The sequence below is a fragment of the Nesterenkonia sp. F genome (assembly GCF_000220985.1).
In the GTDB taxonomy this organism is placed as follows: domain Bacteria; phylum Actinomycetota; class Actinomycetes; order Actinomycetales; family Micrococcaceae; genus Nesterenkonia.
Genome location: NZ_AFRW01000050.1, coordinates 1 through 22,750, shown reverse-complemented (window position 1 = coordinate 22,750; position 22,750 = coordinate 1). Strand labels below are relative to the sequence as shown.

General features: G+C 70.5%; 19 protein-coding genes and 1 tRNA gene. 5 read left to right on the top strand and 15 right to left on the bottom strand.

Features of this window, described 5'->3' with window-relative positions:
• The first annotated feature begins 90 nt into the window (after nucleotides 1-90).
• Complete coding sequence (locus GU5_RS0104235; protein ID WP_010524336.1) at nucleotides 91-1,575, top strand: glycoside hydrolase family 43 protein; 1,485 nt, start codon at nucleotides 91-93, stop codon at nucleotides 1,573-1,575.
• 224 nt (nucleotides 1,576-1,799) lie between these two features.
• On the opposite strand, the gene GU5_RS0104230 is transcribed toward GU5_RS0104235, so the two are convergent.
• The 15 genes from GU5_RS0104230 to GU5_RS0104160 all read right to left on the bottom strand — a co-directional run bounded on the left by GU5_RS0104230 (nucleotide 1,800) and on the right by GU5_RS0104160 (nucleotide 17,250).
• Nucleotides 1,800-2,339, bottom strand: a complete 540-nt coding sequence (locus tag GU5_RS0104230) for a hypothetical protein (RefSeq protein WP_010524335.1) — start codon at nucleotides 2,337-2,339, stop codon at nucleotides 1,800-1,802.
• A 755-nt stretch (nucleotides 2,340-3,094) separates the two neighbouring features.
• Nucleotides 3,095-3,167 (bottom strand) — tRNA-Arg (locus GU5_RS0104225).
• Between the two features lie 50 nt (nucleotides 3,168-3,217).
• Nucleotides 3,218-3,559, bottom strand: a complete 342-nt coding sequence (locus GU5_RS0104220) for an antibiotic biosynthesis monooxygenase (RefSeq protein ID WP_010524334.1) — start codon at nucleotides 3,557-3,559, stop codon at nucleotides 3,218-3,220.
• A gap of 48 nt (nucleotides 3,560-3,607) precedes the next feature.
• Nucleotides 3,608-4,663: an Rv2578c family radical SAM protein gene (locus tag GU5_RS0104215; RefSeq protein WP_010524333.1), complete on the bottom strand. Its 1,056-nt coding sequence runs from the start codon at nucleotides 4,661-4,663 to the stop codon at nucleotides 3,608-3,610.
• 58 nt (nucleotides 4,664-4,721) lie between these two features.
• Nucleotides 4,722-5,465 carry a hypothetical protein gene (locus GU5_RS0104210; RefSeq protein WP_010524332.1) on the bottom strand — a complete coding sequence of 248 codons (744 nt, stop codon included), beginning with the start codon at nucleotides 5,463-5,465 and terminating at the stop codon, nucleotides 4,722-4,724.
• A gap of 73 nt (nucleotides 5,466-5,538) precedes the next feature.
• A complete protein-coding gene (purU, locus tag GU5_RS0104205) occupies nucleotides 5,539-6,402 on the bottom strand; it encodes a formyltetrahydrofolate deformylase (protein ID WP_010524331.1) in 864 nt (287 codons plus the stop codon).
• The gene (locus GU5_RS13950; RefSeq protein WP_010524330.1) at nucleotides 6,381-7,100 is read right to left on the bottom strand and encodes a sarcosine oxidase subunit gamma; all 720 of its coding nucleotides are present in this window, start codon (nucleotides 7,098-7,100) and stop codon (nucleotides 6,381-6,383) included. The genes purU and GU5_RS13950 overlap by 22 nt, the downstream gene beginning before the upstream one ends.
• Nucleotides 7,093-9,999, bottom strand: coding sequence for an FAD-dependent oxidoreductase (locus tag GU5_RS0104195; RefSeq protein ID WP_010524329.1), 2,907 nt, complete (start codon nucleotides 9,997-9,999; stop codon nucleotides 7,093-7,095). Before GU5_RS0104195 ends, GU5_RS13950 begins: the two co-directional genes overlap by 8 nt.
• Nucleotides 9,996-10,310, bottom strand: coding sequence for a sarcosine oxidase subunit delta (locus GU5_RS0104190; protein ID WP_010524328.1), 315 nt, complete (start codon nucleotides 10,308-10,310; stop codon nucleotides 9,996-9,998). Before GU5_RS0104190 ends, GU5_RS0104195 begins: the two co-directional genes overlap by 4 nt.
• Before the next feature lie 43 nt (nucleotides 10,311-10,353).
• The gene (locus GU5_RS0104185) at nucleotides 10,354-11,571 is read right to left on the bottom strand and encodes a sarcosine oxidase subunit beta family protein (protein ID WP_010524327.1); all 1,218 of its coding nucleotides are present in this window, start codon (nucleotides 11,569-11,571) and stop codon (nucleotides 10,354-10,356) included.
• Nucleotides 11,571-12,863, bottom strand: coding sequence for a serine hydroxymethyltransferase (gene glyA, locus GU5_RS0104180; protein ID WP_010524326.1), 1,293 nt, complete (start codon nucleotides 12,861-12,863; stop codon nucleotides 11,571-11,573). The genes GU5_RS0104185 and glyA overlap by 1 nt, the downstream gene beginning before the upstream one ends.
• 71 nt (nucleotides 12,864-12,934) lie before the next feature.
• Nucleotides 12,935-14,386, bottom strand: coding sequence for an L-serine ammonia-lyase (locus GU5_RS0104175; RefSeq protein ID WP_010524325.1), 1,452 nt, complete (start codon nucleotides 14,384-14,386; stop codon nucleotides 12,935-12,937).
• The gene (locus tag GU5_RS0104170) at nucleotides 14,383-15,582 is read right to left on the bottom strand and encodes an SRPBCC family protein (RefSeq protein ID WP_010524324.1); all 1,200 of its coding nucleotides are present in this window, start codon (nucleotides 15,580-15,582) and stop codon (nucleotides 14,383-14,385) included. Before GU5_RS0104170 ends, GU5_RS0104175 begins: the two co-directional genes overlap by 4 nt.
• A 97-nt stretch (nucleotides 15,583-15,679) precedes the next feature.
• Nucleotides 15,680-16,891, bottom strand: a complete 1,212-nt coding sequence (locus GU5_RS0104165; protein ID WP_010524323.1) for an NAD(P)/FAD-dependent oxidoreductase — start codon at nucleotides 16,889-16,891, stop codon at nucleotides 15,680-15,682.
• Between the two features lie 14 nt (nucleotides 16,892-16,905).
• Nucleotides 16,906-17,250: a bifunctional 3-phenylpropionate/cinnamic acid dioxygenase ferredoxin subunit gene (locus GU5_RS0104160; protein ID WP_010524322.1), complete on the bottom strand. Its 345-nt coding sequence runs from the start codon at nucleotides 17,248-17,250 to the stop codon at nucleotides 16,906-16,908.
• Nucleotides 17,251-17,391: 141 nt separating this feature from the next.
• Here GU5_RS0104160 and GU5_RS0104155 point away from each other — a divergent pair, with 141 nt between their 5' ends.
• From GU5_RS0104155 to GU5_RS0104140, 4 genes are all read left to right on the top strand, one after another.
• Nucleotides 17,392-18,168, top strand: a complete 777-nt coding sequence (locus tag GU5_RS0104155) for an IclR family transcriptional regulator (RefSeq protein WP_010524321.1) — start codon at nucleotides 17,392-17,394, stop codon at nucleotides 18,166-18,168.
• Nucleotides 18,169-18,343: 175 nt separating this feature from the next.
• A complete protein-coding gene (locus tag GU5_RS0104150; RefSeq protein WP_010524320.1) occupies nucleotides 18,344-20,887 on the top strand; it encodes an FAD-dependent oxidoreductase in 2,544 nt (847 codons plus the stop codon).
• An 83-nt stretch (nucleotides 20,888-20,970) separates the two neighbouring features.
• Nucleotides 20,971-22,065, top strand: a complete 1,095-nt coding sequence (locus GU5_RS0104145; protein ID WP_010524319.1) for an S-(hydroxymethyl)mycothiol dehydrogenase — start codon at nucleotides 20,971-20,973, stop codon at nucleotides 22,063-22,065.
• 91 nt (nucleotides 22,066-22,156) lie between these two features.
• Nucleotides 22,157-22,750: MBL fold metallo-hydrolase (locus GU5_RS0104140; RefSeq protein ID WP_010524318.1), on the top strand; the 594-nt coding region annotated here is incomplete at its 3' end.

The window sequence follows — 22,750 nt, the reverse complement described above, 5'->3', positions numbered from 1 at the left end:
GTGTAACCTGGCTCACAACTTGTGCGTTACATCGATGTAGAACCGGTGGCGCCGAGGAGGATCCACGACCCCGACCGCAGGAGGATCACCGTGCTGCACCGAGCCTCCGCCGCGCTGACCGCGGCGACCGCACTGACGTTGAGCTCCACCGCCCCGCCGGGCAGCCATCCCGGCGGCGGCGCGATGCCCGAGGACCCCGAGCACACTGATGTGGAGGTCCACGACCCGTCGGCGGTCGCCGCCGGCGACGAGACCTGGGTCTTCGGCTCCCATCTGGCCGCCGCCTCCACCGAGGACTTCATCGCCTGGGAGCAGGAGGCCAACCTGCCCACCCCGGAGAATCCGCTCTTCGAGGACGTCACCGTCGAGCTCGCCGAGACCTTCGAGTGGGCCGAGACCGACACCCTCTGGGCGCCGGACGTCTTCCAGCTGGCCGACGGCCGCTACGCGATGTACTACAACGCCTGCGAGGGATCCTCCCCGCGCTCGGCGATGGGCATCGCGATCGCCGACGACGTCGACGGCCCCTATGAGGACCAGGGCATCATCCTGCGCTCGGGCCACCGCGAGGGCGAAGGCCCCTCGGAGGACGGCACGCCCTACGACGCCACGGTGCATCCCAACGTCGTCGACCCGGACATCTTCCGCGACGCCGAGGGCACGCTGTGGATGGTCTACGGCTCCTACTCCGGCGGCATCTTCATCCTGGAGCTCGACGAGGAGACCGGCGAGCCGCTGCCCGGACAGGGCTACGGGAAGCACCTGATGGGCGGCAATCACAGCCGCATCGAGGCGCCGTCGATGATGCACGACCCGGAGACCGGCTACTACTACCTCTTCACCTCCTTCGGCGGGCTGACCGCCGACGGCGGGTACACCATGCGCGTGGCACGCTCGACGGAGCCGGACGGCCCCTTCTACGACGCCGCGGGGAATCGCATGGACCAGGTCGCCGCCGACCCGGAGGAGTCGATCTTCGACGACGAGTCGATCGAGCCCTTCGGCACGCTGGTGATGGACGGCTTCCAGCTCTCCGAGGACGCCGCGGGCGCCGATCCGCAGACCGTGCAGGACCTCGGATACGTCTCCCCCGGTCACAACACCACCTACCGCGACCCGGAGACCGGACGGATGGAGCTGATCTTCCACACCCGCTTCCCGGGCGAGGGCGAACGGCACCAGGTCCGCACCCATCGGATGCAGATGACCGAGGACGGGTGGCCCGTGGCCGCCCCGCTGCAGGAGTCCGGCGAACCGATGGAGAAGGTGCTCCGGCCCGGCGTGCCCGGCGAGTACGAGCTGGTCGACCACAGTCGCGAGATCTCGGCCGAGCCGGCGGAGACGAGGACGGTGACCCTCCTCGGCGACGGCCGGATCGTCGACGCCGAGGGCGAGCCGGCCGGAACCTGGAGACTCGAGGCGCAGAACCGTGCGACGATCACCCTGGACGGCGTCGAGCACGACGGCATCTTCGCCGAGCAGGTGGATCCCGCCGGCGGCGATCCGGTGGTCACCCTCAGCGTGCTCTCCGACAGCGGCGAGGCTGTCTGGGGCGTGCAGACGGCCGCGGACTGATCCCGACCTCGGTGTGATCTCGCCCTCCCGTCCACCGAACTGATGCCCGGCCGGGCGGGAGAGCGGCCGCACGCTCTGTCGACGACCGCCCCGAGCGTGTGGTGTCCGTGGACCGACCGGCGATGGGTTCGGAGGACTTCGCCTTCGTGCTCCAGGAAGTGCCGAGGACCTTCTTCATGCTGCTGGCCGGTTCCGAGGGCCGCCTCGACAGCCGACTGAGACGGTCAGACCTTCTCGCCCACAGCCTCCTCGTCGCTGATCGCCTCCGCGGTGAGAACGCCGGCGGGCTCGCTGTCGCCCTCACGCTCCAGTTCGGAGAAGCGCACCCGTGCGCCGTTCGGGAGGGCGACTTTGAACTCGTCGTCGTGGGCGGAGCTGACCAGCAGACTCCGTGCGCGCTGGAGGGTGCTGACCACATCGGTGGATGCATCGAGCCAGCGGCGCTCCTGCTCGGCGTCGAACTCCTGGACGGGCACTTCATAGACCGTCACTCCTCCGCGGTGCGAGGAGTACCAGTACATGACCGAGAGCAGGGAATGCAGATTCACCCGGGAGAGCAGCAGCTCGTCGTCGGGCCCGCCTCCGGAGTGCAGCTCGATCCGTCGCACCGGCGGGGCCTCCTGCTCGGGGTACAGCGAATCCGGCCGGGGATCGCCGATGTGCACTCTGCTGTAGATCAGGTGCTCCTCCAACCACGTGAGGAAGGCCGGCAGAGTGCCGGTGAAACCATCACCGGCAGGATCATAGGTCGCGTGTTCTGACATGCGAGGGTCTCCCGGTGATGGTCTCGACGATCGCGGAGACGCCGGTCCGTCGCCGGCCGGCGCCCTCCGTGACGACGACGCATCGCCGAACGACGTGACGCCCGTCACGGATCGCGCCCCACTCTACGGGGTCCACGACGCCGACGGGAGCCTCGCGCCGGGGATGACGGTCGGAGGAACTGCTGCGCGTGACGATTCGGATCGGATCAGCGCCATGGCATCGATCCAGCGGAGTCCATGATGCTCTGGAGCCTGGCGGCATGGCCCTCCTGGAGGGCGACCGCGCAGAGAGGAAGTGACCGACATGCTGGTCACGAGCGGCCGGCACGACCCCGTCAGCAGATGCGGGGACTCGCGGAACCGCAGCAGCGCCCGAGCCTCCGTCCGGGCCCCTGCGACCCGCCCCTGTTGGAACGGCGTCCCAGTTCTGGACGTATCTGAGCCTTCTGCGGCGCCAGACGTGTCCAGAGCACGGACGCCGACGACGGAGGTGCCGACCTCAGCGTTGGCCTCGAGGGCCGTGCCGGATGGATGGGGTACCGCTGACATGCGGAAGAGTGGTGTCCGCATGGTGACGTCCAGGTGCCCTCAGAGTCGCCATGGACGACCATGGAGTCGCATGGGCAGTCACACAGAAAGTTCCCAATAAAGTCACTAGTAGACCCCCAGAAGTGATGCACGCCACACCTGCGCGAGGGCATGAAAAAAACCCCGCATCCGCGTGTTCTCGCGGATGCGGGGCTCACCCGAGTGAGTGCCCCCGGCAGGAATCGAACCTGCGGCCTTCGGTACCGGAAACCGACGCTCTATCCCCTGAGCTACGGAGGCGGGGCCTTGAACGGCGAAACCGTTCGACGACCAGATCAGATTACCAGGAGCTAGCCCGTGACTGAAACTCGGTAGCTCCACAGCTCCGAGGACATGCCCACCGGGGCCTTCTTCTCGCTCGAGCCCTCTCCGGAGCCGCTCTCCTCGTCCTCGCCGGAACGGCCGTGGGACCGCTGGAACTGCTCGGAGCTCCGCCAGCTCTCGTAGTCCTCCTCGGAGGTCCAGCGGGTGATGACCAGCCAGGTGGTGCGGCCATCAGTGGGCTCGAGCAGCTCGAAACCCTCGAAACCCGGAGTGCCCTCCATGGAACCGTGCCGGGCGGCGAAGCGGCGGCCCAGCTCGTCGCCGGCATCGGCGGGGACGGTGATCGCATTGATCTTGATGACGCTCATGGCTCCATTGTGCCATCGGGACCCGCCCCGAGGCCGAGCTCCCGATGCTCAGAACAGCGCCGGCTGCGCCGGCGAGGCGGCGATCTCGTTCATCGCCGACTCCGGACCGCCTGCCGGGTCCCGGCGACGGCGCCAGACCTCGTCGTCATCCCGAGGAGCATCGGGACGGTCGAAGCCGTGACGTCGTCGTGCCGCGGCGGCCTGCCGCTCCAGCCAGGACCGATATCCCGACGCGGCGTAGGATCCCCCGCGATAGAGCCGGCGGTACCGGCCGACCAGCTCGGGATGCTCGCGGGCGAGCCACTGCAGGAACCATTCGCGCGCCCCGGGGCGCAGATGCAGGGCGCCGGCGGTCACCTCGGAGGCCCCGGCGTCGGACAGCGCGGCGTGGAGGGCATCGATCTGCTCGGGGGCGTCGCTGAGCCACGGCAGGATCGGCATGGCCAGAACCGAGCACTCCAGACCGGCGTCGGTGATCGACCGGATCAGGTTCAGCCGAGCACGCGGATCCGGAGTGCCCGGCTCGATGCGCTGCTGCAGCTGCGGGTCGACCATCGCCAGCGAGACCGCCACGGAGACCTGCACCAGCTGGGCGGCCTCCCGAAGCAGGGGCAGATCCCGCTTCAGCAGCGGCCCCTTGGTCAGGATCGAGAACGGCGTCCCCGACTCGGCGAGCGTCCGGATGATCCCCGGCATCAGGCGGTAGCGCCCCTCAGCCCGCATATAGGGATCCGAGTTTGTGCCCAGCGCGACGTGCTCACGTCTCCACGACGAACGAGAGAGCTCAGCGCGGAGAACCTCGGCGATATTGGTCTTGACGATGATCTGACTGTCGAAGTCCCGCCCGGAGTCCAGGTCCAGATACTCATGGGTCTTGCGCGCGAAACAGTAGACGCACTGATGCAGGCACCCTCGCGTCGGATTGATCGTCCATTCGAAGGGCATGGCCGACTGCCCCGGCACTCGATTCAGCGCCGTCTTCGCGGCGACCTCGTGGAATGTGACGCCGTCGAACTCGGGGGTGCGCACGCTGCGGATCATGCCCTTCAGCGGGATGAGCGCCGCGGACTCCCCTTCCTGGACCTTCTGGGATTCCCACCGCATGACCACATTCGAACATAGTTTCGAATACGTGTCGAGTGCGCCGAACGCTCCGCCGACCTCAGCCGAGGAGCGCCGTCGCGGCCCCCGCCGCCGCGGCGGCCAGCAGCAGCGAGCCGGTCGCCCGCGCCGTCGCCGTCGCGGCGGACTCGCCGTCGTCGGCGGTCGCCCTCCGACGACGCCGGAGCGCCCGGACCGGAGCGCGCAGCGGCACGCCCACGCCGAGTCCCACCGCCGCGACCGTCAGCAGCACCCGGTTGCCGGCGTCGAGCAGATCGACGCCGGCGGAGGACCCTGACTGCTGAGCGATCCCGACGGCGAGCGTCAGCCCCAGCAGACCGCAGAGAACGGTCAGCAGCAGGCCTCCTCGAACCTCCGGCGAGCGCACCGCGCCCCAGTCCGGCTCACGGAGCAGCCAGGCGCCGACGGCGCCGACGCCGAGGCAGAGCAGCAGCGGCAGCTCGGCGCCGAGGAGCTCTCCGACCGGCGTCGTCAGTCCGAGCATCGCCGCCCCGCCGGCCAGCACGGGCCCGGCGGCCGCTCGCCCGCCTCCCTCGGCCCAGGCCGGCCACCACCCCAGCAGACGCAGCAGCGCGCCGACCCCGGCCGCCAGGAGCGGTCCGGCGGCCTCGGTGCGGGCGGAGACCTGCGAGAGGCTGAGCACCCCGCCGAGCAGATCGTCGCCGGCCAGCGCTCGGGCGATGCGGTCTGCGACGACGGCGACGACCAGGGAGAGCACCAGGCCGGCGCGCACGGCGCGCGGCCGGCCGCGCCCCAGCAGGCGGGTCAGCGCTGAGGGGGTCATCGCGCCAGTCTAGGACGCCGCTCCCCCGGCCCCGCCGCCTGCCGGGCGCCGTCGCCGCCGGCGCGTCGACGGATCAGCGCAGCACCACCGTCTTGGTGCCGTGCAGGATCACCCGCCCCTCGGCGTGCCAGCGCACGGCGTCGGAGAGCGCCTTGCACTCGGTGTCTCGTCCGGCGGCGACCAGATCGTCGGGGCCGTAGGTGTGATCGACGCCGACGACGCTCTGGGCGATGATCGGACCCTCGTCCAGCTCGCTGTTGACGTAGTGCGCCGTGGCCCCGACCGTCTTCACCCCGCGCTCGTACGCCTGGTGGTAGGGCTTCGCACCCTTGAAGCTCGGCAGGAAGGAATGGTGGATGTTGATCACCCGTCCCTCCATCCGCGTGGCCAGCGAGTCGCTGAGGATCTGCATGTAGCGGGCCAGCACCACCAGGTCGATCGCCATCCGGTCGACCAGATCCAGCAGCTGCTGCTCGGCCTGCGGCTTGGTCTCCGGCGTGACCGGGATATGGAAGAACGGGATGTCGTGCCATTCGACCAGTCCCCGGTGATCATCATGGTTCGAGGCCACTGCGACGATGTCGATCGGCAGATCACCCTTCCGCGCGCGGAAGAGCAGGTCGTTCAGGCAGTGCTCGAACTTCGAGACCATCACCAGCACGCGCGGGCGCTCTCCCGGACGACGCAGTCCCCAGTTCATGCCGAAGCGCTCGGCCACCGGAGCGAGGTCCCGCTCGACCTGCTCGGGCGCCGAGGCCTCGTCGGAGCCGCGTTCCGCCCGAGCCCGCAGGAAGAAGTGCTCTTCACGGGGGTCGTTGAACTGTGCGAGCTCCATGATGTTGTAGCCGTGCTCGAGCAGCACGCCGCTCACGGCGTGGACGATCCCCAGCGTGGAGGGACAGTCCAGGGTCAGGATCATGCCGTCGTCGCCGGCCATGGGGCCTCCTCGCGCGAGTCGGGAGCGGATGCGGGCGCCGGGTCGGCCACCGCGTCGGGCACGGCGTCGGACACGCCGTCGGGCGCCGCGAGACGATGCTCGCGCACCGCGTCGAGCAGCCACTGAGCGGTGTACTCGGCGAAGGACACGCGCGGCAGGATCCACCAGTTCTCCTCCGCCGCCCGCCACAGCAGCACGGCCGCCGGTCCGAGCGTGGTGGTCACCGCCGTCCCCGTCGGGAAGACCCGCGGATGCAGATCAGCCGGCACGCCCTTGTCCAGCACGTCCCGGGCGGACGATCCGCCGAGCTCGATGATCGTCCGGTTCGCCGAGAGATCGACCACCTGGCCGGGCTCGGCCCCGAGGGCCTCCTGGAGCAGGGGGACGAGCTCGGAGCGGTTCGGCGGGGCGACGACGAGGAACTCGTCGGGTCCCAGCCAGAGGACGGCGACGTCGGCGGCGTCGCCGGTGACCTCGCCGACTCGGTCCGGCAGCCCGACGCCGAGCGTCTCGGCCAGGGATCGGTGGGCGGCGGTGTCGGGCACCGCCCGCAGGCCGATCTGGGTGGTGAACGGCCGCTCGGCCAGTCGGATCGTCGACGGAGCGGGCTGCGACACCTCCTCGAGTCGGCGGTGCAGAGGCGCCAGCGGCGCGCGCTTCAGCTCATCGGGGCCCTGGGTGAACAGGATGTCAGCCATCGCGGCGGCTCCCTTCGGGGTCGTAGAGGACGGTGGGCGAGACGACGACCTCGACGGGCTGATCGTCGACGACGGCGTGCAGCGTCTCGCCGAGGCGGTTCCGTCCCTCGGCGATCAGCGCCAGGCCGAAGGTCCGCTCCAGCGCCGCCGAGTCGTAGGAGGAGGTCACCCAGCCCTCCATGGGCACCGGGTGCTGCGTCAGGTCCGCCGCGGGGTCGACGAGCTGCACGCCCTCGGGCAGACGCAGCCGCGCGTCCACCGGCAGCACCGAGACCAGATGCTTGCGGTCCTCCCTCCGGGTGTCGGGACGCTCGAAGGACCGCTTGCCGATGAAGTCCTTGTGCTTCGAGACCACCCAGTCCATCCCGGCGTCCTGAGGGGTGACGGTACCGTCGGTGTCCTGGCCGACGATGATGAAGCCCTTCTCCGCCCGGAGCACGTGCATCGTCTCGGTCCCGTAGGGCGTGATGCCGTGGGGCTCCCCCGCCGCGGCGACGTCCTCCCAGACCTGCAGCCCGTACCAGGAGGCCACGTTGATCTCGAAGGCCAGTTCGCCGGAGAAGGAGATCCGGCAGATCCGCGCGGGAATCCCGGAGGCCAGCACCGTCTCGCGGAAGCCCATGAACTCGAAGCCCTCGACGGAGACGTCCAGGTCCGGGGCCAGCTCGGCGATGATGTCCCGGGAGCGCGGCCCGACGACGGCGACCGTCGCATACTGCTCGGTCACCGAGGTGCAGGTCACGTCCAGCTCGGGCCACTCGGTCTGCAGCCACTCCTCGAGCCAGTCCAGCACTCCGGCGGCACCGCCGGTGGTGGTGGTCATCAGGTACCGGTCCTCGGCCAGCCGCAGCGTGACGCCGTCGTCGAAGATCATCCCGTCCTCGCCGCACATGACGCCGTAGCGCCCCTTGCCCACGGCGAGCTTCTTGAAGCCGTTGGTGTAGATGCGGTTGAGGAACTCGCCCGCGTCGGCGCCGCGGATCTCGATCTTGCCCAGCGTGGTGGCGTCCATGAAGGCCGCCGACTCGCGCGCCGCGGCGCACTCGCGCAGCACGGCCTCGTCCATCGTCTCGCCCCCGCGGGGGAAGTACCAGGGACGCTTCCACTGACCCACGTCCTCGAACTCGGCCCCCTGCTCGACGTGCCAGGAGTGCATCGGAGACACCCGGGCGGGGTCGAAGAGGTCGCCGCGGCGGGTGCCGGCCAGGGCGGCGAAGGCCACCGGCGTGTACGGCGGCCGGAACGCGGTCAGTCCGATCCCCTCCGGGTTCTCCCGGCCGAGCAGCCGCGCGAGGGCGGCCACCAGGGCCGCGCTGCTGGTCTTGCCCTGGTCGTGGGCGGTGGAGATCGAGGTGTAGCGCTTCACATGCTCCACCGAGCGCATGCCCGCTCCGGTGGAGCGCATCACATCGGCGATCGTCTGATCCCGCTGGAAGTCGACGAAGTGGTTCCGGTAGGCCTCCCGGTCCTCGCCGTCCAGCGGCGGCACCAGCCACACCGGCGCCGCCGGGGTGATCTCCTCGACGGGAGCCCGCGGGATCGAGGGTTCGCGGGAGAAGCCGACGTCGACGGCGGCCGCCGCCCCGGCCCGTGCGCCCTCGGCGAGCGCCCCGGAGAGGTCGAATGTGCCGTCCACGCTGCCGGCGGTGCGCTGGCCGGTCACCGGAGTCTCGGGCACGAAGGCCGCCAGCGACTCCTCCCAGCGGATCCGGCCCTGACGCTGGGTGTGCAGGTGGATCGCCGGGGAGAAGCCGCCGGAGAGCGCGAGCACATCGGTCTCGACGGCCTTCACGAAGCCGGTGAGCGTCCCGTCCTCGGCGATGGGGCTGATGATCGCCGAACTGAGCACTCCGTCCTCGTCGCCCTCGGTGTGGGCGACCACCGAGCCGGTGTGCACCGGCACCCCGGCCTCCTGGGTCCGGGCCGCCCGCGGCGAGAGCTCGGGGCGGGAGTCGACGACGGCGACGACCTCTCCGCCGACCCGGCGGAGGTCGTCGACGAGGTCGTAGGCCTGGTCGCCCGTGGTGGCGACGACGGTCCGGTCCCCGACGAGCACGCCGTGGCGGTTCAGGTACCGCTGCACCGCCCCGGCGAGCATGATGCCCGGCCGGTCGTTGTGCGCGAAGACCATGTGGCGCTCGTGGGCGCCGGTGGCCAGCACGACCTGGCCGGCACGGATGTGCCAGACCCGTTCGCGGGAGACGCCGTCGCCCGGCGGCCGCGTCCAGTGGGCGGTGCGCCGCTCCACGGCCACCATGTAGTTCGCGTCGTAGCTGCCGACCACCGTGGTCCGCTGCAGGTGCACCGCCTCCGGGTGGTCGGCCAGCTCGCCCTCGACGCCGCGGATCCAGGAGCGGGCCGGCTGGCCGTCGATCAGTGCGCCGGGACGGGCGTCGAGGCCGCCGCCAGCCTCGGGCTGCTCGTCCAGCAGCATCACCCGGGCGCCGGAGCGGGCCGCCTCGCGGGCGGCGGCCAGTCCGGCGGGTCCGGCGCCGACGACGAGCACGTCGGTGTGGACGTGCTTATGGTCGTAATAGGCCTCGTCGGGGCCGGGGTCCAGGGTGCCGAGCCCGGAGAGCAGCTCGACCTCCATGCCGTCGACCAGCTCGACGGTCGGCGCCGAGAGCATCGACTCGCGGGCCTGGCCGGGGTGCGGGGAACGCACCGAGAGCAGCCCGTTGGGCTCCTCGACGCCGGCGGCCATGAGGCCGCGGGGCCGGCCGCGGTAGATGGAGTCGCCGACGCGGATCCGGCCGGAGGCCAGCAGCGCACTGGCCACGGTGTCGCCCTCGGCGCCGACGAGCTCCTCCCCGTCGAAGTGCAGTCGACGCGGCCGGGCGGGTTCGATGCGAGCGTGGGGGGCGGCCGCCGTGGGGACTCGTCGGGGTGTCGCCGTCATGCGTGTCCTCCTTCGGACGTGGTGGACTCGGCCGGGCGTCCGCCCGGGGGCCGGGGGCCGATCGGCTCCACCGACTGGACCTCGTAGGTGACGGTGTTCCGCACCGCGTTGAACCATCTCCGGCAGCCGGCGGAGTGGACCCAGCGCTCGGCGAACAGCCCCTTGGGGTTCTCCCGGTAGAAGAGGTAGCGCGCCCATGCGGCGTCGTCGAGTGCGTGGGGATCCTCCGGGTGGGAGACGTGGGCCTGGCCGCCGTAGGCAAACTCGGTCTCATTGCGCGGCCCGCAGTGCGGGCAGGGGATCAGCATCATGGTGGGACCTCTTGGGGACGGAGTCGGTGGTCGAGGACCGCGGTCAGTGGGCGACGCCGGCGGCGCCGTGCTCGTCGATGAGGAAGCCGGTCTCGAAGCGCTCCAGGGAGAACGGCACGTTGAGCGGATGCGGCTCGTCGTGGGCGATCGTGTGGGCGAAGGTCATCCCCGAGGCGGGGGTGCCCTTGAACCCGCCGGTGCCCCAGCCGCAGTTCACGTAGAGCTGGTCGACCGGCGTCTTCGAGATGATCGGCGAGGCGTCGAGGGTCGTGTCGACGACTCCGCCCCACGTCCGCAGCACGTGGGCGCGGCCGAACATCGGGAAGAGCTCGACGGCGGCGGCCATCTGGTCCTCGATCACGTGGAATCCTCCACGCTGCCCGTAGCCGACGTACTGGTCGATGCCCGCACCGAGGACCAGCTCGCCCTTGTGCGCCTGGGAGACGTAGACGTGGACGTGGTTGGACATCACCACGGTCGGATGCACCGGTTCGAAGAGCTCCGAGACCAGCGCCTGCAGGGGATGCGACTGGATCGGCAGCCGGACCCCGGCCATCTCCGCGACCTGGGAGGAATGCCCGGCCGCGGCGAGTCCGACCTTGCCGGCGTGGATGCGACCCTGAGTCGTCTCGACGCCCACGACACGGTTCCCGTCCTTGAGGAAGCCGGTGACCTCGCAGTTCTGGATGAGGTCCACGCCCAGCTCGTCGCAGCGCCGGGCCAGCGCCCAGGCGACGTGGTCGTGCTTGGCGATGCCCGCCCGCGGTTGGTAGGTCGCGCCCATGATCGGATACCGGATATCGTCGCCGGTGTTGATGATCGGGCAGACGTCCTGAACCTCCTCGGGGCTCAGCCACTCGGCGTCGACGCCGTTGAGCCGGTTGGCCTCCACGCGGCGCCGGGACTCCCGGACGTCTCCCAATGTATGGGCCAGGTTCAGCACGCCCCGCTGGGAGAAGAGGAAGTCGTAGTCCAGCTCCTCGGGCAGCTGCTCCCAGAGCTTCAACGACTGCTCGTAGATCGCCGCGCTCTCGTCCCACAGGTAGTTGGAACGGATGATGGCGGTGTTGCGGGCCATGTTCCCGCCGGCCAGCCAGCCACGTTCGACGACGGCGACGTTCGTGATCCCGTGGTGCGCGGCCAGGTAGTAGGCGGTGGTCAGCCCATGACCTCCTCCGCCGACGATGACCACGTCGTAGGAAGACTTCGGCTCGGGGTTCCTCCAGAGGAAGTCCGGGTGTTCGGGCGGCGGCACGGCCATCAGGCGACCTCCTCGATCGCGGGCTCCAGGTGGGGGTACAGCGGGAAGCGTGCGGCCAGCGCGGCGACCCGGTCGCGCAGCTCGGCGAGGTCGCCGTCGGTCAGCCGAGGAGCCAGCGCGAAGGCGATGAGGTCGGCGATCTCGGCGAACTCCTCGTCGCCGAAGCCGCGGGACGCCAGCGCCGGCGTGCCGATCCGCAGCCCCGAGGAGATCTTCGGCGGACGCGGGTCGAAGGGCACGGCGTTGCGGTTGACGGTGATGCCGATCTCATGCAGTCGGTCCTCGGCCTGCTGCCCGTCCAGCTCGGCGTCGCGGAGGTCGACCAGCACCAGGTGCACGTCGGTGCCGCCGCTGACCAGCCGGATCCCGGCGGCCGAGACGTCGGGCTCGCTCAGCCGGCGGGCGAGGATCCGGGCGCCGGAGAGCGTGCGCTCCTGGCGGTCCCGGAAGGCGGCCGAGCCTGCGGCCCGGAAGGCCACCGCCTTGCCGGCGATCACGTGCTCGAGCGGACCGCCCTGCTGCCCGGGGAAGACGGCGGAGTCGATCTTCTTCGCCAACGATTCCCGCGAGAGGATCACCCCGCCGCGCGGCCCGCCGAGGGTCTTATGCGTGGTGGTGGTGACGACGTCGGCGTACGGGACCGGCGACGGGTGAAGCCCGGCGGCGACCAGGCCGGCGAAGTGCGCCATGTCCACCATCAGCCAGGCTCCGACCTCGTCGGCGATCTCGCGGAAGGCGGCGAAGTCCAGCTGCCGCGGATAGGCCGACCAGCCGGCGATGATCACCCGCGGGCGATGCTCGCGCGCCAGCCGGGCGACCTCCTCCATGTCGATGCGGTGGTCGTCCTCGTCCACGCCGTAGGAGACGACGTGGTACAGCCGACCGGAGAAGTTCAGCCGCATCCCGTGGGTCAGGTGCCCGCCGTGGGCCAGGTTCAGTCCGAGGATCGCCTCCCCCGGCTCGAGCAGGGCCATCAGCGCTGCGGCGTTGGCCTGTGCCCCGGAGTGGGGCTGGACGTTGGCCGCCTCGGCGCCGAAGAGGTCGCGGATCCGGTCGACGGCGAGCTGCTCGACGCGGTCGACGTGCTCGCAGCCGCCGTAGTAGCGGGAGCCGGGATAGCCTTCGGCGTACTTGTTGGTCAGCACCGACCCCTGGGCCTCCATCACCGCCGGCGAGGTGAAGTTCTCGGAGGCGATCATCTCCAGGGTGGTGCTCTGTCGGTGGAGCTCCGCGTCGATCGCCGCGGCGATCTCCGGGTCCTCCTCGCGCAGCGAGGCGACGGCGTCGGTCATGGTCTCTCCTAGTGGGGTCTCGGAAATCCAGGGCGATGCGCGCGGCGGGCGGCTCTGCCCGCGGCGCGGTCTCAGCACTCGACGACGGACACGGCCAGTCCGCCGAGCGCGGTCTCCTTGTATTTGTGGGACATGTCCTTGCCGGTCTCGCGCATGGTGTCGATGACCTGGTCGAGGCTCACCCGGTGCTCGCCGTCGCCCATCAGCGCCATCCGCGCCGCGTTGACCGCCTTGGTCGCCGCGATCGCGTTGCGCTCGATGCAGGGCACCTGCACCAGACCGCTGACCGGGTCGCAGGTCAGCCCCAGGTTGTGCTCCATGGCGATCTCCGCGGCGTTCTCCACCTGCTCGACAGTGCCGCCGAGGACCTCGCAGAGACCGGCGGCGGCCATCGACGACGCCGAGCCGACCTCGCCCTGGCAGCCGACCTCGGCTCCGGAGATCGAGGCCTGCTCCTTGTAGAGCACTCCGATCGCCCCGGCGGTCAGCAGATAGGTCGTCACGATGTCCTCGCGGTCCGCCTCGTCGGCGAACGTGGCGCCGGGCCCGTAGTGCGTGGCGTAGAACCCGACGGCGGGGATGATGCCCGCGGCTCCGTTGGTCGGGGCGGTGACGACCCGGCCGCCGGAGGCGTTCTCCTCGTTGACCGCCAGCGCCACCAGATTCACCCACTCCTGCCAGTAGGCATGGCTGCGGTCGGGGTCCCGCTCCATCAGCCGGGCATGCCAGTCGCCGGTGCGCCGTCGGACCTTCAGCCGGCCGGGCAGCGGCCCGATGCGACGCCGTGCCGACTCCTTGCTCTCCTCCATCACCTGCCAGATCTCCAGCAGCCCGGAGCGCACCTCGGATTCGGAACGGGAGGCGCACTCGTTGGCCAGCATGATCCGGGACAGGGGCAGCTGCTCGCGCCGGGAGATCTCGAGCAGCTCGGCGGCGGTGCGGAAGGGGAAGGGCACCTCGCTCGTGGCCTCCCCCGCGTCCTGTTCCGGCTCCTGCCCCGCGGCGTCCTCGTCGACTCCGACGTGGTCGGAGACCTCGTCGCCCTCGGCGACGACGAATCCGCCGCCGACGGAGTAGTAGATCTCCACGGCGATCTCGGCGCCCCCGGCATCGCGGGCGGTCAGCTGCATCGCGTTGCTGTGTCGCTCCAGCATGGTCAGCGGACGCTGGACGAAGTCCTCCTCACGAAGGGCGATGTCATGCCGCGCCCCGAGCTGCGCGCCCACCTGGACCAGCCCGTCGGCGCGCATCTCCGCCAGCCGCTCGTCGACCTGGTCGGGACGGACCGTCTCCGCCGCCCAGCCCTCGAGGCCCAGCAGCACCGCGCCGAAGGTGCCGTGGCCGGCGCCGGTGGCGGAGAGCGAGCCGAAGAGGTCCACTCGGATCTCCGCGACGCGCGGCAGCACGTCAGGCCGCACCAGGTGCTCGTCGACGAAGCGGCGCGCCGCACGCAGCGGCCCGACGGTGTGCGAGGAGGACGGCCCGATGCCGATGCTGAACAGGTCGAAGACGCTGATGGTCATGGTGACGACCGAACTGCGGAGAGGCCCTCCGCCGCGGAGCCGGTCGGCATCCCGATCGCCTCGTACCACCAGGCATGGAACTCTGCGATGTGATGCTCGCTGGGGACCAGCGCCCCGCCGCCGCGGTAGGCGGTCGACGACATCGAGGGCTGGGTCAGCTCGCAGGCGTTGAAGTCCTGCTGGTTGACGCGGTGGAAGAGCTCGACCGACTTGCTCACGTCCAGCGTGCCGGCGTCGATCTGCTCGACGACCTCGGGCAGGAAGAGCCAGTCGCAGACCACAGTCGTCCGGCTCTCCGAGATCGGGAACATCCGGTGGATGATCACGTGGTCCGGGACGGTGTTGATGAACACCTGAGGCCGGACGGTGATCGCGTAGTACTTCCGCTCCTGGTCCGGCGCGACGGCCGGCAGCTCCGAGACGCCCGAGGAGCCGTCGACGGTGAAGCCCTCGACCTCGCCGCCGAAGGAGGCCCCGTGGACCTGGCCGCCGGCGCGCTGCGAGGCCAGACCGTCCGCGAACTCCGGGATGACCTCGGTCAGCTCCGGGTGGATCGTCGCGCAGTGGTAGCACTCCATGAAGTTCTCGATGATGAGCTTCCAGTTCGCCTGCACGTCGTAGGTCTTGGTCTCGCCGCAGGCGAGGTCCTCGATGCCGTAGTTGTCGATGGACTCGACCTCGCCGAAGCTGGTGCGGACCTCGCCCAGGACGGTGTCCTCGAAGGAGGGCGGGTCCTCGGCGAGGCAGACCCAGACGTAGCCCAGCCACTCCCGGACGTGGACGGGCTTGAGGCCGTACTCCTGCCGGTCGACGTCGGGCATCGAGGTCAGGTTCGGCGCCGCCACGAGCTCGCCGTCGAGCCCATAGGTCCAGGCGTGATACCCGCACTGCAGCGTCTTGTTCCGGCCCTCGTCGGAGGTGCACACGCGCATGCCGCGGTGGCGGCAGACGTTGAAGTAGGCCGCGATCCCGGACCTGCGGGTGCGCACCAGGATGATCTCCTCGCGGCCGATCGTGGCGGTCTTCCACTGGCCGGCGCTCGGCAGCGAGTCGGCGCGGAGCACGCAGTTCCACTGACGCTCGAAGATGTGCTCCTGCTCGCGGGCGAAGATCTCCGGGTCGGTGTAGGCCTCCCCCGGCGGCGTCGGCTTCAGGGATGAGCCGGGCAGGGGCTCCTCCAGGTGGTCGATGATCATGGATGTCCTCTTTCTGCAGGGGCGGTTCCGTGGCTGGGCGGCGGGCCACCCGCGACGCCGACGCCTCGGGGGCGCGCCGGGGACTCGTCGCAGATGGTCAGGCGACCAGGGCCGGCTCGGTGCGCACCTGGCGCTGCTTGCGCCAGCGCTTGACCTCGCGCAGCCGGTTGAAGCCGAGGATGCCGACCTCGGCACCCTCGCGGAGGTAGCTGACCAGCAGGTCGTTCGTCTCGATCGAGCCGTCGACCACGCGGACCTCGTCCGCCAGGCCGATGCGCCCGGCGCCCTGGATCCGGACCTCGTACTGCTCCGACCAGAAGTAGGGCTCCTGGAAGGGAGCCGGCGGGATGCCGGTCAGCGAGGCGGCCAGGATGCCGGCCTGCTCCACCGCCTCCTGCCAGTGCCCGACCGGACGCAGCCCGGAGGCCTGGGAGGCCCACTGGGCACAGTCGCCGGCGGCCCAGATGCCCGGCATGCCGGTGAATCCGGTGTCGTCGCAGAGGATCGCGCCGGTCACCGGGTCGAGGCTCAGGATCCCGTCGCGCAGCCAGGCGGTGGACGGCGTCGCGCCGATGGCGCAGATGACGATGTCGGCCTCGACCGTCTGGCCGTCGGCGAGGACGAGCTCCTGGCCTCCCGGCACGTCGTTCACCTCAGCGGCGCGGGCCGGTGCGGTGAAGGCGACGTCGCGGCGCTCATGCAGCGCGCGCACCGCCTCGCCCACGGGGGCACCGAGCCGCGCGGCGCCGGGATTGTGCTCACCGGCGGCGACGGTCACCTCCGCCGCTCCGCGCTCGACGCAGGTCGCCGCGGCCTCCAGGGCGAGGAAGCCGCCGCCGACGATGGCGACGCGCTGGCTCTCGACGGCGCGACCGCGCAGGGCGATCGCGTCGTCGACGTTGCGCAGCACGAAGGTCCCCTGGCCGGAGATGGGCAGCCGGCAGGCCTGGGCTCCGGTGGCGAGGACGATGCTGTCGGCGCCGTGGAACGTGCCGTCGGCGGTCTCCACGCCCAGCGGCTCGGAGGAGAGGTGCACGGCCGCGGAGCCGCCGGCCCAGGTCACGTCGAGGGGGTTCTCGGGGTCGTCGAGGACCAGATGCTCGAAGGCCGCGGCCCCGCTGAGGAAGGCCTTGCTCAGTGCGGGGCGGTCGTAGGCGGGGTGCAGCTCGTCGCCGAGCACGGTGATCGCGCCGACGTGGCCGTTCAGACGGGCGCCGCGGGCCACATGGTAGCCGGCGAGGCCGGAGCCGACGATGAGCAGGTGCCCGTCGACCGGGAGTCCTGGGTTCAGCGGGTTGATCGGGCTCATGGTGCTCTCTTCCATCAGACGGTCACGCCGGGGGGCAGATTGGGAGCGTCCTGGGACAGCTCGACGAGGACGTCGTCGCCGTCGACCTCGACCTCGTGGACCCGGACGCCGCGTTTGGCGGGCGGCTGGTCGACCGCCCCGGTGCGGAGCGAGAAGGTGCTCTCGTGCAGCGGGCACTCGACCCGACAGTCCTCGACCCATCCGGCCGCCAGCGAGGCGTCCTGATGCGTGCACGTGTCGTCGAGGGCATGGACCTCGCCCTCCTCCGTCATGAAGACCGCGATGGGCGGACTGATCGAATCGATGCGGAGTCCCTCCCCGGGAGTCAGGTCCTGCAGGGAACAGACGCGGAAACTCACTTGCCATCACCACCAGGCTGGAACTATTGTTGCCTATAGAGCAACATGGTTTGCTGTGTGCAACATGTCGTGTGATAGAAATTACAGCTCGCATCACAGAACGGTCAAGGACCTTGACCGATCGAATTGAGGAGGGCCCGCTTGAAGCCCGAGAACCTGAACCCGATCCAGTCCGTGGATCGAGCGGCACAGATCCTGCGCCTGTTGAGCGAGGAGTCGACGATGACGATCACCGAGGTCGCCCGCGCGCTCGACGTGCACCGCTCCACGGCCTTCCGCCTGCTCGGCACGCTCGAGCTGCACAGCCTCGTGGAGCAGGAGACCGAGCGCGGCGCCTATCGACTGGGGATGGCCCTGCTGCACATGGCCAATTCGGTGGCCAGCCGGATGGACTTCACCAAGGATGCCCAGGCCTGCTGCGACGCCCTGGCCCAGCACCTTAACGAGACGGTGAACATCGCGATCCTGGACGACGGCCACGCAGTGACGATCACCCAGGCCACCGACGACCAGATGCTCAGCGTCAGCCAGCAGTACGTGGGCCAGCGGGGCCCGCTGCACGCGACGTCGACGGGCAAGATGCTGCTGGCCCATGCCGACGAGGAGGAGTTCGAGCGGCTGATCGAGCGCGGCCTGGACAGCTTCACCGGCATGACGATGACCGACCCCGAGGTGCTCCGCAGCGAGCTCGAGACCATCCGGCGACGCAGCTGGGCCTCGGCCGTGGCGGAGTGGGAGCAGGGGATCAACGCCCTGGCAGTGCCGGTGCGCGGACAGGGCGGCCGCGTGGAGGCCGCCCTGTCCATCACAGCTCCGTCGTTCCGCCTGCCGGAGTCCCAGTTCGCCGAGCTCGCCGAGCGGCTCAAGGAGCAGGCGCGGACGCTGGAGGCACGGATGGGCTACCTCGGCGACCACTGAGCCCGCGGAGCGCGCTGAATCAGCAGAACTCGCCGAACCGGCCCCAGGCGGAGGGGATCGCGGCCGCGTCCAGGAAATCTGGAGGTCGACCCCCTTGTGCGGCAGATCACAGCCTTTCTAGAGTTGGTTGCGCAGATAGAACACTGTTTTTTATAGTGCAACCAATGGAGGGCATATGTCCCAGCATGCCGCGGCGCACGGATCCCGCGTGGTCATCATCGGTCTCGGAGTCGTCGGCGCGGCGGTGGCCGACGAGCTGGTCCAGCGAGGCTGGCAGGATGTCACCGTCGTCGAGCAGGGCCCGGCCTACGAGACCGGCGGGTCCAGCTCGCACGCCCCCGGGTTCGTCTTCCAGACGTCCACGAACAAGGCCTCGTGCGAGCTCGCCCAGCGCACGCTGGACAAGCTCGACGGAGCCGAGGTCTCCGGCGAATGGGTGATGAAGCGCGTCGGCGGCCTGGAGCTCGCCACGACCCCGGCGCGCGAGGCGGAGCTGCGGCGCCGCCGCGACGCCGCCGCCGCGTGGGGCGTGCCGGCGCGGCTCGTCGCCCCCGAGGAGGTGGCCGAACTGTGGCCGGGCCTGGACACCGACCATGTGCTCAGCGCGCTCCACACCCCCACCGACGCCGTGGTCAAAGGGACCCGGGCCGTGGAGTTCCAGGCGCGTCGCGCGGAGGCCGGCGGCGCCCGGATCCTCAGCCGGACCCAGGTGACCGGCATCCGCCGGTCGGGCGACCGGGTCACCGGCGTCGATGTCCGAGCAGTCGGCAGCGACGCCGAGCCGGAGCCGCTCGAGGCCGACATCGTCGTCTCCTGCGCCGGCCTCTGGGGACCGAAGATGGCCCGTGAGCTGCTCGGCGTCGACATCCCGATGGTCCCGGTCGAGCATGGCTTCGGCTTCAGCCGGCCGCTGGAGTCCCTGGCCAGTCTCGACGATCAGACCGAGGTCGCCCGGCCGATGATCCGCCATCAGGATCACGCCATGTACCTCCGCGAATGGGGCTCGCGGATCGCGATCGGCGCCTACGAGCACCGGCCGCTGCCGGTGGACGACGACGAGATCGCCGACCCCGAGCAGGCCGAGCGCAACGGCGTCCAGCCCTCCATCCACGCCTTCACCCGTCAGGACTTCGAGTCCTCCTGGGTCGAGGCGCAGAAGCTGCTGCCCGAGCTGCGCGAGTCCACGCTCGACGAGAGTCTGAGCTTCAACGGGATCTTCTCCTTCACTCCCGACGGCGGCCCGCTGCTCGGGCCGGTGCCGGGGCTGGAGGGTCTGTGGATGGCCCAGGCGGTGTGGGTCACCCAGTCGGCCGGCGTCGGCGAAGTCGTCGCCGAATGGATCACCACCGGCAAGCCGGGGATCGACACCCATGGCCTCGACCTCTCCCGCTTCGATCCGCTGATGACCTCGAAGCGCTGGGCGCGCGAACAGGGCGAGGAGTCCTACGACGAGGTCTACGACATCGTCCACCCCCGCTCGACGACGCTGCGCCTGCGATGCCTGCGCACGTCGCCGTTCTACGAGCGTCAGCGCGGCCGCGGTGCGGCGTTCAGCTCCGCCACCGGCTGGGAGCGTCCGCTGTGGTACGAGTCGAACGCCACTCTGCCGGACCGGAAGCCGGCGGTGCCCATGCTCGGCGACTCGCCGCTGCCCACTCGGGATCAGTGGTCCGCGCAGTACTGGAGCCCGCTGGTGGCGGTGGAGGCGCAGCGCCTGCGCGAGTCCGTCGGGCTGGTGGACATGTCCTCGCTGCCGCGGCTGGAGCTCTCCGGCCCCGGGGCGACGGAGTTCTTGGACGCTCTGGCGGACGAGGCGCTCCTCAGCCGACGCGTGGGACGCTCCGTGGGCAGCATCGTCTACGCGCTCATCCTCGACGATGGCGGAGGGATCCTCTCCGACATCACGATCGCCCGCACCGGCGAGGAGACCTACCACTTCGGGACCAACGGCAACCAGGACGCCGCCTGGCTGTGGGCCCGCATGCGCGAGCACGGGGTGCAGCTGCACCTGACCGACGCCGCCTCCGGTTCCTGCGGGCTCGGCCTCTGGGGACCCAAGGCCCGCGAGATCCTCTCCGAGCTGGTGGACGAGGACATCTCCCACGAGTCCTTCCGCTTCTACCGCTGCCGGGAGCTCTCCGTGGCCGGCGTGCCGGTGCTGGCGATGCGGCTCAGCTACGTCGGCGAGCTCGGCTGGGAGCTCTACACTCCGGCCGAGTTCGGCCGCTACCTCTGGGACACGCTGATCGCCGCCGGCCGACCGCACGACATCCTGCCGGTGGGGCGCCGCGCCTTCGAGAGTATGCGACTGGAGAAGGGCATGCGCCTCTGGGGCGCCGACATGACCCGCGAGCACACGCCGGCTGAGGCGGGCCTGGAGTTCGCCTGCCGCGGAGCGACGCTCGAGAAGCTCGCCGCGCTCGGGGCCGATCAGCCGACGCGCCGCCTGGTCTGCCTGACCCTGGAGGATCCCTCTCGGGTGCTCATGGGCCACGAACCGGTCCATGACCCGACAGACCCGGAGGGGCCGGCGATCGGCTACATCACCAGCGCAGACCAGGGCTACACCACGGGCCTGTCGATCGCCTACGCCTGGCTGCCGATCGAGCACGTCGCCGTCGGCACCGTCGTCGAGGCCTCCTACTTCGGCGAACGGCACCGCGCCACGGTGGCGCAGGATCCGCTCTTCGACCCGACAGCCTCGCGCATGCGGGCCTGACCTCGGGGCTTCTCCGCGTCCGGAGCCCCCGGGCGCGAACCGGCGCCCGCACCCCTCGTCCATCCCTCACGAACAGGAGCACCATGCCGTATACCGTCGATGCCGTCGTCGTCACCGAGAAGAACGCCCCCGCGACCGTGGAATCGATCATCGTCCCCGACCCCGGCCCCGGCGAAGCCCTGGTCGATGTCCATACCTGCGGAGTCTGTCAGACCGACCAGCACTTCCAGCGCGGCGGAGTCGGCGACGACTTCCCCTACCTGCTCGGCCACGAGGCCACCGGCCGCATCGCCGCCGTCGGCGAGAACGTCACTTCCCTCGCCGTCGGCGACAAAGTCATCCTCAACTGGCGCGCCGTCTGCGGCGACTGCCGCGCCTGCGCCAAAGGCCAGCCGCAGTACTGCTTCGACACCGCCAACGCCACCCAGAAGATGACCCTGACCGACGGCACCGAGCTCGAACCCGCCCTGGGCATCGGCGCCTTCGCCGAGAAGACCCTGGTCGCCGCCGGCCAGTGCACCGTCATCGACGACGTCGACGACTCCCACGACGCCGCGGTCGGGCTGCTGGGCTGCGGCGTGATGGCCGGCATCGGTGCCGCGATCAACACCGCCGGCATCCAACGCGGCGAATCCGTCGCGGTCATCGGCTGCGGCGGGGTCGGCACTGCGGCGATCACCGGCGCACGGCTGGCCGGAGCGACGACGATCATCGCCGTCGACCTCGACGAGCGCAAACTCGACACCGCCCGGCAGCTGGGCGCGACCCACACCGTCTCCGCCGCCACCACCGAGGTGGTCGAGGCCATCCGTGAACACACCGCAGGCTTCGGCGCCGATGTGGTCATCGATGCCGTCGGGATCCCGGCGACCTACACCCAGGCCTTCTACGCCCGGGATCTCGCCGGCCGGGTGGTGCTCGTCGGGGTCCCCGACGCCTCGCTGACCCTGGAGCTGCCGCTGCAGGATGTCTTCGCCCGCGGCGGAGCGCTGAAGTCCTCCTGGTACGGCGACTGCCTGCCCTCCCGCGACTTCCCGATGCTGGTCGATCTGTACCAGCAGGGACGCCTGGATCTGGATGCCTTCGTCACCGAACGCGTGCGCCTGGATCAGGTCCAGCAGGCCTTCGAGACCATGAACCAGGGCGAAGTGCTGCGCAGCGTCGTCGAGATCACCTGAGACGAGATCCGCCGACCCGGCGCCTCTGCCGAGGCTCCGCCCCGACCGCCCCGACCGCCCCGACCGCCCCGAGCGAACGAGAGGAACAGACATGACCCGAGCCCGCATCGAGCATCTGACCACCGCGGGGACCTTCTCCCTGGACGGCGGCACCTGGGAGGTCGAGAACAACGTCTGGCTCGTCGGCGACGACGAGGAAGTCATCATCATCGACCCCGCCCACGACGCCGAAGCCGTCGCCGAGGCCGTCGGCGGCCGGCAGGTGGTCGCGATCCTGCTCACCCACGGCCACGACGACCACATCAGCGAAGCCCTGGCCGTCCAGCGCGCCGTCGGCGGACGCATCCACCTCAACCCCGAGGATCTGGTCCTCTGGGAACAGGTCCACGGCCACACCAAGCCCGACGTCGATCTCGCCGACGGAGACACCTTCACCGTCTCCGATGTACGACTGACCGCGATCCACACACCGGGCCACTCGCCGGGCTCGACCTGCTTCTTCACCGACGACCTCACCGATGAGCACCACCCCGGCGGGCCGGTGCTCTTCTCCGGCGACACCCTCTTCCAGGGCGGGCCCGGAGCGACGGGGCGCTCCTACTCCAGCTACGAGCTGATCCTCGACTCCATCGAGGGCCGGATCTTCAACGACCTGCCCGAGACCACCCGAGTGCACACCGGCCAC